General features: G+C 73.9%; 8 protein-coding genes. 4 read left to right on the top strand and 4 right to left on the bottom strand.

The window, feature by feature from the left end; translation table 11 throughout:
* Positions 1-15 precede the first annotated feature (15 nt).
* The 3 genes from HDA31_RS02985 to valS all read left to right on the top strand — a co-directional run bounded on the left by HDA31_RS02985 (position 16) and on the right by valS (position 6,525).
* Entirely contained in the window at positions 16-1,884 is a 1,869-nt protein-coding gene (locus HDA31_RS02985; RefSeq protein ID WP_178066371.1) for an ABC transporter ATP-binding protein, read from the top strand.
* 47 nt (positions 1,885-1,931) lie between these two features.
* Positions 1,932-3,770 carry an ABC transporter ATP-binding protein gene (locus HDA31_RS02980; RefSeq protein ID WP_221486865.1) on the top strand — a complete coding sequence of 613 codons (1,839 nt, stop codon included), beginning with the start codon at positions 1,932-1,934 and terminating at the stop codon, positions 3,768-3,770.
* Between the two features lie 136 nt (positions 3,771-3,906).
* Positions 3,907-6,525, top strand: a complete 2,619-nt coding sequence (valS, locus tag HDA31_RS02975; protein ID WP_178066373.1) for a valine--tRNA ligase — start codon at positions 3,907-3,909, stop codon at positions 6,523-6,525.
* 78 nt (positions 6,526-6,603) lie between these two features.
* Here the strand turns inward: valS and HDA31_RS02970 are convergent, their stop codons facing one another.
* The 4 genes from HDA31_RS02970 to HDA31_RS02955 all read right to left on the bottom strand — a co-directional run bounded on the left by HDA31_RS02970 (position 6,604) and on the right by HDA31_RS02955 (position 10,720).
* Positions 6,604-7,251 (bottom strand): hypothetical protein, encoded by a 648-nt coding sequence (locus tag HDA31_RS02970; protein WP_246384140.1) that lies wholly within the window; start codon positions 7,249-7,251, stop codon positions 6,604-6,606.
* A 133-nt stretch (positions 7,252-7,384) separates the two neighbouring features.
* Positions 7,385-9,085 carry a CotH kinase family protein gene (locus tag HDA31_RS02965; RefSeq protein WP_178066374.1) on the bottom strand — a complete coding sequence of 567 codons (1,701 nt, stop codon included), beginning with the start codon at positions 9,083-9,085 and terminating at the stop codon, positions 7,385-7,387.
* Positions 9,085-9,762 (bottom strand): DUF4956 domain-containing protein, encoded by a 678-nt coding sequence (locus HDA31_RS02960; RefSeq protein ID WP_178066375.1) that lies wholly within the window; start codon positions 9,760-9,762, stop codon positions 9,085-9,087. Before HDA31_RS02960 ends, HDA31_RS02965 begins: the two co-directional genes overlap by 1 nt.
* Before the next feature lie 13 nt (positions 9,763-9,775).
* Positions 9,776-10,720, bottom strand: a complete 945-nt coding sequence (locus HDA31_RS02955) for a polyphosphate polymerase domain-containing protein (RefSeq protein ID WP_178066376.1) — start codon at positions 10,718-10,720, stop codon at positions 9,776-9,778.
* 209 nt (positions 10,721-10,929) lie between these two features.
* On the opposite strand from HDA31_RS02955, the gene HDA31_RS02950 reads away from it, so the two are divergent.
* Positions 10,930-11,526 (top strand): DM13 domain-containing protein, encoded by a 597-nt coding sequence (locus HDA31_RS02950; protein ID WP_178066377.1) that lies wholly within the window; start codon positions 10,930-10,932, stop codon positions 11,524-11,526.
* Positions 11,527-11,609 lie beyond the last annotated feature (83 nt).

The following is an 11,609-nucleotide window of genomic DNA, read 5'->3' as shown; positions in this document are numbered from 1 at the left end:
CGCTACCGTCGGTTGATGCCTGCGGAGAGCGACGGCCTACCGACCCACCGTGGCGGCCCCGCTCGCCCGCTGCGCAACCTGTGGCGGCTGCGCCACTACCTCCGCCCGCACGCCGTCGCGTTCTGCTGGCTGCTCGCGGCGGCGCTCGCGGCCACTGGGGCGAGCCTGGCCGTGCCGCTGGTGATACAGAGGGTGGTCGACGGCCCGGTCGCCCGGCACGACCCGGGCGGCCTGGTCCGGCTCGGCGGGCTGGCCCTGCTACTCGGCCTGGCCGAGGCCCTGCTGATCTTCATCCGGCGGTGGGCCCAGACCTCGTCCTCGGTGGGCATGGAGGCGACGATCCGGGCCGACATCTACGCCCACCTGCAACGGCTGCCGGCCAGCTTCCACGACCGGTGGCAGACCGGGCAACTGCTGTCGCGGGTCACCAGCGACCTGTCGGTGATCCGCCGGTTCCTCTCCTTCGGCCTGCTGTTCCTGGTGCTCAACCTGGTCACGTACGTCGCCGTGGTGGTGCTGCTCGTCCGGCTGCACCCGGCGCTGGGGCTGCTGGTGGCGGCCAGCGCCGTGCCGCTGTTCCTGATCAGCCGCCGGTTCGGCCGCTATTACCACGCGGCGTCGCGGCGGATGCAGGACCAGCAGGGCGACGTGGCCACCCTCGTCGAGGAGACCGCGCAGGGCCTGCGCACGATGAAGGCGTACGGCCGGGGGCCGGAGCTGGCCACCCGGTTCGCCGACGGCGCGCGGGCGCTGCACGACACCGGCGTGGCCAAGAGCCGGCTGCTGGCCCGCACCTCCGCGCTGTTCGACCTGGTGCCCAACCTGACCCTCGGCGTGGTGCTGGTCGCCGGGGCGGTCGCCGCCGCCCGGGGCGCGCTGACCATCGGCGAGCTGGTCGCGTTCGTCAGCCTGCAACTGATGCTGGTCTGGCCGGTGCAGTCGCTGGGCTGGATCATCGCCAACGGCCAGGAGGCGGCGACGGCCGCCGACCGCATCCAGGAGGTGCTGGACACCGAGCCGGCGATCGTGGACGCCCCGCACGCCGTCGGCCTGGCCCGGGCGGGGGTCCGGGGCCGGCTGGCGTTCGAGGGCGTGTCGTTCCGCTACCCCGGCACGCCCGCGCCGGTGCTGCGCGGCATCGACCTGACCGTGGAGCCGGGCGAGACGCTGGCCCTGGTGGGCGCCACCGGGGTCGGCAAGAGCACCCTGCTCTCGCTGGTGCCCCGGCTACACGACGTGACCGCCGGCCGGATCACCCTCGACGGCCACGACGTGCGGGACCTGCGGCTGTCCTCGCTGCGCCGGCTGGTCGGGGTGGCCTTCGAGGAGCCGACGCTGTTCTCCATGTCGGTCTGGGAGAACCTCACGCTGGGCCGCCCGGACGCCGACGAGGACGAGGTCCGCGCGGCGCTGGCGCTGGCCCAGGCGGACTTCGCGTACGAGCTGCCGTGGGGGCTGGCCACCCGGGTCGGCGAGCAGGGGCTCACCCTCTCCGGCGGGCAGCGGCAGCGGCTGGCGCTGGCCCGGGCCGTCCTCGGCCGGCCGGCGGTGCTGGTGCTGGACGACCCGCTGTCCGCCCTCGACGTGCACACCGAGGCGCTGGTCGAGGCGGCGCTGCGGCGGGTGCTGCGGGACACCACCGCCCTGCTCGTGGTGCACCGGCCGTCGACCATCGCGCTGGCCGACCGGGTGGCGCTGCTGGAACGGGGCCGGATCACGGCGGTCGGCACCCACTCGCGGCTGCTGGCCACGGTGCCGGCGTACCGGGCGGTCCTCTCCGCCGACCCGGCCCCACCGACAGCCGCGGCCCCACCGACAGACACGGTGCCGCGGACGGGAGCGGCGCTGGCCGGGCCGGACGGACGGGGGCTGGTGCGGTCGTGACCACCAGCGCCGCCGACGACGCCGACAGTCCCGAGCCGGCGACGCACCTGGACCTCCAGCGGTGGCGGGGGCGGGCCATCGACCCGGAGGCCGACCGGAGCCGGGCCGAGGAGGCCACCCCCGAGGCGATCGCGCGGCTGCGGGTGCGCAGCCGGGCCCTGCTGCGCGACCTGCTGCGCCCGCACCGGGGCCGGCTGGGGCTGGCCGTGGGGCTGCTGCTGGCCCAGAACGCCGCCGCCATGTCCGGGCCGTACCTGGTGATGCTCGGCATCGACCGGGCCATCGGGCCGCTGCGGGCCGGCGACAGCGGGCCCCTGGCCGCCATCGCCGGCGCGTTCGCCGCCGCCACCGTCGTCGAGTACGCGGCCCGGCGCGGCTTCCTCACCCTCTCCGCCCGGATCGGCCAGGCCGTGCTGCTGGAGCTGCGCCAGCGGGTGTACGGCCACTTCCTGCGGCTGTCCGTCGGCTTCCACGAGCGCTACACGTCGGGCCGGATGATCTCCCGCCTCACCAGCGACCTGGACTCCATCGCCGAGCTGCTCGACGGGGGCGTCGACAACCTGGTCCTCGCCGCGCTGTCGATCCTGTCGGTGGCCGGCATCCTGCTCTGGCTGGACCTGCCGCTGGCGGCGGTGACGCTGCTGGCGTTCCCGTTCCTGTTCTGGCTGTCCCGCTGGTTCGCCCGCGCCTCGGCCGGCGCGTACCGGCGGACCAGGGAGGCGGTGTCGCTGGTCATCGTGCACTTCGTCGAGTCGCTGCGCGGCATCCGGGCGGTGCAGGCGTACCGGCGGGAGCCGCGCAACCAGCGGATCTTCGCGGCCGTCAACGACGACTACCGGCAGGCCAGCCTGCACGCGTTCCGGCTGATCGCCACGTACTCCCCGGGGATCAAGGTGATCGGGAACGTGACCGTGGCGGTGGTGCTCGGCTACGGCGGGGCCCGGGTGCTCGGCGGCGCGATGGAGGTGGGGGTGCTCGCCGCGTTCCTGCTCTACCTGCGCCGCTTCTTCGAGCCGATGCAGGAGCTGAGCCAGTTCTACAACTCGCTCCAGTCGGCGACGGCGGCACTGGAGAAGCTCGCCGGGGTGCTCGACGAGCGGCCGGCGGTCGCCGAGCCGGCGCACCCGACGCCGTTGCCCGGCGGCGACGCGCGCGGCGCGGTGGAGTTCCGGTCGGTCTCCTTCGGCTACCGGGCCGGCGCCCCGATCCTGTCGGGCCTGGACCTGACGGTGCCGGCCGGGCAGACCGTCGCGCTGGTCGGGGCCACCGGGGCGGGCAAGTCCACCATCGCCAAGCTGCTGGCCCGGTTCCACGACCCGGACGCCGGCGCGGTCGCCCTGGACGGGGTCGACCTGCGGGACCTGGCCGACGCCGAGCTGCGCCGGGCGGTGGTGCTGGTGACCCAGGAGAACCACCTGTTCAGCGGCTCGGTGGCGGAGAACATCCGGTTCGGCCGGCCGGGCGCGGACGACGCGGCGGTGCAGGCGGTGGCCCGCGCCATCGGCGCGCACGACTTCATCGCCGCCCTCCCCGACGGGTACGCCACCGAGGTGCGCCGCCGGGGCGGCCGGCTCTCCGCCGGGCAGCGGCAGCTCGTGGCGTTCGCCCGCGCGTTCCTCGCCGACCCCCGCGTGCTGATCCTCGACGAGGCGACGTCGTCGCTCGACGTGCCCACGGAACGGCTGGTGCAGCGGGCGCTCGCCACCGTGCTGCGGGACCGCACGGCGCTGGTGATCGCGCACCGGCTCTCCACCGTCGAGACGGCCGACCGGGTGCTCGTCCTCGACGGCGGCCGGGTCGTGGAGGACGGCCCGCCGGAGCGGCTCACCGCCTGCGGCGGCCGGTACGCGGCGCTGCGCCGCCAGTGGCGCGACTCCCTGGTCTGACCGGGTGCCCGCCGATCTGGGCTGACCGGACGCCCGCCGATCTGGGCTGACCGGGTGCCCGCCGATGTGGGCTGACGGGCGCCCGGCGAGCCGATATGCCGTGGCCGGCGCGGTCGGCGGTGCCTACCATCGGCGGATGACTGAACCGGGCAGGTCGGCCCGCGCCGGTGTCCCCGAGCGTCCCGCGCTCGACGGGATCGAGGACACCTGGGCGCGCCGCTGGCAGGACGACGGCACGTACGCGTTCGACCGCACCAGGACGCGGGCCGACGTGTACTCCATCGACACCCCGCCGCCGACCGTATCGGGCGAGCTGCACATGGGCCACGTCTTCTCCTACACGCACACCGACACCGTGGCCCGGTTCCAGCGGATGCGCGGCCGGACGGTCTTCTACCCGATGGGCTGGGACGACAACGGCCTGCCCACCGAGCGGCGGGTGCAGAACGTCTACGGGGTGCGCTGCGAGCCGACGTTGCCCTACGACCCGCACTGGCGGCCGCCGGACGCGCCCGTGGACGACGCCGCCCGGAAGAACCCGACCCCGGTCTCCCGGCGCAACTTCGTGGAGCTGTGCGAGACGCTGACCGCCGTCGACGAGGAGGCGTTCGAGGCGTTGTGGCGGCGGCTCGGGCTGAGCGTGGACTGGTCGCTGACGTACACGACGATCGGCCGGGCGGCCCGGGTCGCCTCGCAGCGGGCGTTCCTGCGCAACCTGGCCCGGGGCGAGGCGTACCAGGCGGAGGCCCCGACGCTGTGGGACGTCGGGTTCGCCACCGCAGTGGCGCAGGCCGAGCTGGAGGACCGGGAGCGGCCGGGGGCGTACCACCGGCTGCGGTTCGCCGGGCCGGACGGGCGGGAGGTGCTGATCGACACCACCCGGCCGGAGCTGCTGCCGGCGTGCGTGGCGCTGGTCTGCCACCCCGACGACGAGCGCTACGCCGGGCTGGTGGGCGCGGTCGTGCGTACCCCCGTGTTCGGGGTGGCGGTGCCGGTGCGCGCGCACCCGCTGGCGGACCCGGCCAAGGGCACGGGCGTCGCGATGGTGTGCACGTTCGGCGACCTGACCGACGTGACCTGGTGGCGGGAGCTTCAGCTCGACACGCGGGTGGTGGTCGGCCGCGACGGCCGGCTGCTGCCGGAGCCGCCGGCCGGGGTGCCGGCGGGGCCGTACGCGGCGCTGGCCGGGCAGACCGTGGCCGGGGCCCGGCGGGCCGTGGTGGGGCTGCTCGCCGACGCGGGCGACCTGGTGGGCGAGCCGCGCCCGGTGGTGCACCCGGTGAAGTTCTACGAGAAGGGCGACCGGCCGCTGGAGATCGTCTCGACCCGGCAGTGGTATCTGCGCAACGGGGGCCGCGACGCCGGCCTGCGCGCGGAGCTGCTGGCCCGGGGCGGGGAGCTGCACTGGGTGCCGGGGCACATGCGCAGCCGTTACGAGCACTGGGTGGGCGGGCTGACCGGCGACTGGCTGGTCAGCCGGCAGCGCTTCTTCGGGGTGCCGGTGCCGGTGTGGTACCGGCTCGACGACACTGGCGAGCCGGACTTCACCCACCCTCTCACACCGGACGAGTCGGCGCTGCCGGTCGACCCGTCCGGCGAGCCGCCGCCCGGCTACGACGAGTCGCTGCGCGGGCGGCCGGGCGGTTTCGTCGGCGACCCGGACGTGCTGGACACCTGGGCCACGTCGTCGCTGACCCCGCAGATCGTGGGCGGCTGGGAGACCGACCCGGACCTGTTCGGGCGGGTCTTCCCGATGGACCTGCGCCCACAGGGGCAGGAGATCATCCGCACCTGGCTGTTCGCCACCGTGGCCCGCGCCCACGCCGAGCACGGGGTGCTGCCCTGGCGGGACGCGGTGCTGTCCGGCTGGATCCTCGACCCGGACCGCAAGAAGATGGCCAAGTCCAAGGGGAACGTGGTGACCCCGATGGCGCTGCTGGAGCAGTACGGCTCCGACGCGGTCCGCTACTGGGCCGCCAGCGGACGGCCGGGGATGGACCTGGCGTTCGACCCGGCGCAGATCCGGGTGGGCCGGCGGCTGGCCACCAAGCTGCTCAACGCGTCGCGGTTCGCCCTTGGGCTGGGCGCGGCGGACGCCCTGCGCGCCCCGTACGACAGCTCCAGCTCGGCGCGTCCGACTCCGCGCCGCGACCTGGAGCTGTCGGCGACACAGCCGCTGGACACCGCGCTGCTCGCCGAGCTGTCCGGCGTGGTCGCCGCCGCCACGGCGGCCTTCGACGCCTACGACCACACGGCCGCGTTGCAGGCGACCGAGTCGTTCTTCTGGCGGTTCTGCGACGACTACATCGAGCTGGTGAAGGAGCGCGCCTACGGCACCGGGCCGGGGGCCGACTCGGCGCGGGCGGCGCTGACCACCGCCCTGTCGGTGCAGCTACGGCTGTTCGCCCCGGTGCTGCCGTTCGTCACCGAGGAGGTGTGGTCGTGGTGGCGCTACGGTTCGGTGCACCGCGCGCCGTGGCCCACCACCTACGAGGTGGACCGGGCGATCGGCGGCGCGGCCGACGCGGGGCTGCTGCGGCTGGCGTCCGACGCGCTGGGTCAGGTGCGCCGCGCCAAGTCGGAGCGGAAGCTGTCGATGAAGGCGGAGGTGCCGCTGGCCGAGGCGCTCGGCCCGGCCGACCTGCTCGACCGGCTGACGCTGGTGGTCGACGACGTGCGGGCGGCGGGGCGGATCGGCCGGCTCGACCTGCTGCCGGGCCGCACCCCGGAACTGGTGATCGCCTGCGCCGTGTAGCAAGGAGGGGCCCCCTGTTAACGCATTCTGCATAGCAGGGGCCCCCCTCCTCACACCGGCGGCGGGGCGACGGCCGGGTCACCAGCCGCGCAGCATGCGCACGCCGAGCAGGGCGGCGACCACCGCCGGCCCGAGCAGCAGGGTGACCGCCTGGAGCCGGTACGGCATCCGGTGCCGGGCCACCTCGACGGCGTTCGCGCCGACGAGCAGGCCGGCGGCCAGCACGAAGCCGCCCCACCAGTGCGTCTGCCCCGGGTCGACCAGGCGGTGCCGGATCAGCATCAGGGCCACGCCGACCCCCGCGCCGGCCAGGGCGAGCAGGGCGACCGTGCGGTGCAGCCCGCGCGCCAGCGGGTCGGCGGGCCGCCACAGGTAGGTGCCGACGCCCGCGAGGCAGGGCAGCATGACCAGGACGGGCCAGCCCCCGCCCATCGTGCCGGTCATCAGCAGCGCGCCGACCGTGAAGACCAGCAGCCCGACGCAGCCGACGACGTATCCGGCGAAGGCCCGGCCACCGCCGCGCGTCAGCAGCGCCCCGCCGGCCGCGCCGATCAGCGCGCCGGGGATCAGCACGAAGCCCGCCCACCAGTGGAACCGGTCGATCGTCTGGGCGACCGAGGTGGTCGCCGCCACGGCCACGCCGGCGGCCGCCAGGCTGGTCGCCCAGTGCCGGGCGTGCTTCGGGTACGTCCGCCGGGGCGCCGCCCGGCCCGTGTCGGCCACCATGCCCCCAGCCTGCCGGGCGGCGCGAGCGGGGACCATCCGGCAGGCCCTACCTTGTCCGTTCCGGCAGCCGGGTGGGGAGCCGGCGCGACGCGTCCGCCGTGCCGGCTCCCTGGCTCCCCCGGCTCCCCCGGGCTCAGCTCCGGTTGATCACCTCGTTGCCCTTGAGGCTCTCCGTCCGCTGTTTGACGAGGCTGCGCAGCCGCTCGGCGTCGGAGTCCACCGCCGCCGCGTCGACCCCGTCCACGGTCTTCAGCACACCGGTGATCGCGTCGAGCGCCCCGGTCGCCCGGCCGCTGGCGTAGACCTCCTGGTAGAGCTGGCGGTACGCGTTCTCGTAGACCTCCTTGAACGCCTCGCTGGCCAGGAACCGCTCCTTGAGCTTGTTGCCCATCATCATGCCGCCGACGCGGCCCCGCTCGGCATTGCCGCCCTCCTGCTCCCTCGCTCCGCCGCCCGGCGGTTGCATGCCCTCCGGGAGCTGCATGCCCTCGGGCAGTTCCATGCCCTCCGGGAGCTGCATGCCCTCGGGGAGCTGCATGCCCTCCGGGAGCTGCATACCGCCCCGCATGCCGAAGCCGCCGCTCTCGTGCGGCCCCTGCGCGGCGTTGCCGCTGAAGGTCAGGTTGTGGTCCCAGCTGATCACGCTGAACTTCTTCGTCTCCAGGTCGTACCAGAGGTAGTAGTTCTTCCCCGGCCCGGACATGTCGTCGAAGTTGAGCAGCAGATTCTGTAGGGCCACGTAGCGGGCGAACGACTCCACGTCGACCCGGTCGGCGAGCTGTGCGTCGAACTCCTCGTCGCTGGCCGAGTTGACCCACTTGATCAGGTTGATCACGGGCTGGAGGTCCTGGCTGCCCTTCATCGTGATCTGCTTGAAGTCGTCGGCGTAGTCGGTCTGGTCGTCGCCCTGGTCGGTGAAGCTGCTGCTGGCCAGGGACTTGTAGAGCACGCCGGTGCCGCCCATCTGGTCGGCGAAGTGCTCGTCCGGGTGCTCGACCAGCAGCCGGGCCGTGGTGGGCCGGTCGTTGACCGTGAACGACGAGTACGCGTACCGCTGGGCGGCCTCGCCGGTGCTGTCGAGCAGGGACAGCGCCAGCGCCTCGTTGAGCACGGTGGAGCCGCCGCCCATGCCGGCGACCCGGACGGCCACCTCGCGGTGCCCCTGGTAGCGGCGACCGTCGACGAACTCGTCGAAGCTGATCAGCCAGGGCAGCGCCTCGGGCTCCTCGGCCTTCAGGCTGGTACGGGTCATCCCGCCACCGGGAAACCCGCCACCAGGGAACCCGCCACCGCCCTGCTGTTGACCACCCTGCTGTTGACCACCCTGCTGCTGGCCGCCCTGCTGTTGACCGGCACCGGCGGGGGGCCGCTGGCCGCCACCGGGCGGGCCACCGCCGTTCCCGCGCGGCCGGGACTCGCCCTTCCAGGTCAGGCCCTGCAGGGTCGAGTTGCCCTTGAGCCGGATGCCCACGCTGGGGAGCGTGGTGCCGTCGACGGTCAGGTCCGCCTCGACGTACCCCTTCTCCCCCTCCTTCCAGTAGGTCTCCAGCATCTGCTGGTAGTCCGTGTCCTTGAAGGTCAGCGAGATCGAGTGGGCGACGGTCGCGTCGAACAGGTCCGTCGTGCCGGCGATGTTCACAGTGACCGTGTCCGATCCGACGTCGCCGGTGCTGGTCACGTACGGGCGGATCCGCTCGGTGCCGAGCACCAGGGTGAGGACGGCGAGGAACGCCGCGCAGGTGGTGAGCAGCTTCCAGTTCTGCCGCACCCGGGCGGGCAGCCGGCGGCGCAGCGCCCGGGGCAGCGGGGACCTGGCCCGAGGTGGCTCGGCCATCACAGGTCCGTCTGGTCGTAGCCGGTGAGCACGGTCACCCGCTGGCCGGAGGTCCGCTCGCTCAGCGCCGAGATCAGGTCGCCCGGCTCGGTGCCCTTCTTGAGCCGGACGGTGTACATCAGCTCGGTGAGCGCGCCGGCCCGGATCGACTCCAGGCTGACCAGCTCGAACTCGGTGGTGTAGCGGACCAGCACGTCCTGGATGTCGGCGGTGTGGTTGCCGCCGGCCGGGAGCTGGACCTTGACCACCTGCCGCTGCACGTTCAGCGCGAACCAGTTGAACCGGTACATCACCACGATGATCAGGCTGATCGCGACGGCCGCGACGACCGCCAGGGTGTAGAAGCGGGTGCCGCAGGCCATCCCGACGCCCATCACCAGGAAGATGAACCCGACGTCCCGGGTCTCCTTGATCGCGTTGCGGAACCGTACCACCGACAGCGCGCCGACCAGGGCGAACGCCCGCGCGATGTTGGAGCCCACCACCAGCATGATCAGCGAGATCAGCATACCGAGGATGATCAGCGTCTGGACGTACGACTGGCTGTAGGACACGTTGCGGTGGGTGGCCCGGTAGACCCAGCCGATCATGGCGCTGAGCAGGAACGACAGCGACAGCGCGATGGCGATGTCGCCCACACTGAACGTGCCGGACAGATCCTGGAACGTGATGTCCATCGGGGTTCGGGCCTCACTTCTCGAAGTAGGCCGCCGCCAGATCGGCGGCGGGGTCGGTGTCCTGGACGTGGAAGACCGAGCGCGGGGCGCGGCCGAACGCCTCGACGCTCTGGCAGTACTTGGAGACCCGCACCACCGACAGTTCGGCGCGGGCCGCGAGGTCGGTGAGCCAGTACGGCACCCGCTCGTTGGCCTTGACCTCGACGACCGCGAGCCGGGCCGGCACGATGAGCCGGTTCTCGGCGTCCGCGCCGAGGTGGAAGTCGCGGTCCCGGCCCCGGACCCGGTGGTCGAGGGTGACCCGCAGGCCGAGGTCGGCGTCCTGGCCGACGTACGCCTCGCGGTGGTAGCCCGTCATCGCCACCGGCCGCAGGTCGAGCCCGGAGACGAGTTCGAGGACCTCCTCGACGAACCCCCGCTGGGACGGGTCGTGCTCGACCAGTTCCCGCCCGTCGAGCAGCCGCCTCGCCACCCGGTACGGCAGGGCGATCCGCCGCTTCTGGGTGACCCGGTTGACCCGCTGCTTGATCTCGACGTAGACGGTGGTGTCGTCGTCGATCGTGGACCGGTCGCCGTAGTGGCGCACGCGCAGCTTGCGGCGGAACCTGAGCCCCTCGATCTTCTCCCAGTAGAACCGCAGGTCGGCGGTGTCGTAGTAGACGCTCCACACGCCGTACCCGCTGGTGCCGGCGAAGCTGTCCGGGGCCAGCCGGGCGGCCAGCTCCCGCCGCAGCCCCGGCACCTTCGCGGCGTCCACGAGGTACTTGATCTCGTACCGGTTGAAGGCGTGCAGCTTGCTCGGCGCGCGCAGCGCGTGCCCCGCCCGGTCCGCGCCGGCGGGGGGTGGGCCCGCGGCGGGGGCCGGATCGCCGTCGGGCGGGACGGCCGGGGCCGGTCCACCCCGGCCGTCGGCGGCCGGCTCCGGGGTTCGGGCTCGGCGGGGGAACCGTAGACGCATGGACGCACTTCCTCCGGTCTGGCGGCGCGGACGCTCCGTGGCGGCGCGGATCGGTCGAAGGGCAGCCAACCGGTCGGGTATGCGAACGGCATATGAACGACCTGTGGATGGGCTATGGACGGCAGGTGACGGGCGTCCGACGCGCCGGTAAGGGTTCCGTAACCGGCGCGACCGGTGCCGCCGGGCGCGGGCCGGACGAGACTGGACGCATGATCACCCGCCTGCTGCGCAAGCCGCTGGCCTGGGTCGCGGCCGCCGTGGTCGCCGCCGGGGCCGCCGTCGGCCTGGCCTGGTTCCAGCCCTGGAAGCTGGTCACCGACACCGAGGTCGACGAGACGCTGTCGGCCGTGGCGACCACCTCCGCCCCGGCGACGGCGGGTCCCGCCGGCCCGCCCGCGACCGGCCCGGGTTCCGCCACCGGCCCGGCCGCCGCGACCGGACCGACCGGGCCGACGCTGGTGAGCCGGGGTGACTTCGTCACCCACGAGCACGACACGTCGGGCAGCGCCCGGATCGTCCGGACCGCCGACGGGCGGCACCGCCTGGAACTCGTCGGGCTGGACACCAGCAACGGGCCGGACCTCCGGGTCTGGCTCACCGACCAGCCGGTGCGCGAGGGGGTCGCCGGCTGGCGGGTCTTCGACGACGGTCGCCGGGTGGAGTTGGGCCGGCTGAAGGGAAACCGGGGCGACCAGGCGTACGACATCCCGGCGGGCACCGACCTGACGGCCCTGACCAGCGTCTCGATCTGGTGCAAGCGGTTCTCGGTCTCGTTCGGCGCGGCCCCGCTGCGGGCCGCCACCTGATCCCGCGGCGAGGATCAACCCCTAGTGATGGGAATGGCACTCTCGACCGATCGGCGACGGGCTGAGAAACTGTGAGCCGGCCG

Source organism: Micromonospora carbonacea, from assembly GCF_014205165.1.
Taxonomy (GTDB): Bacteria; Actinomycetota; Actinomycetes; order Mycobacteriales; family Micromonosporaceae; genus Micromonospora; species Micromonospora carbonacea.
This window is presented reverse-complemented; position numbering and strand designations above follow the sequence as displayed.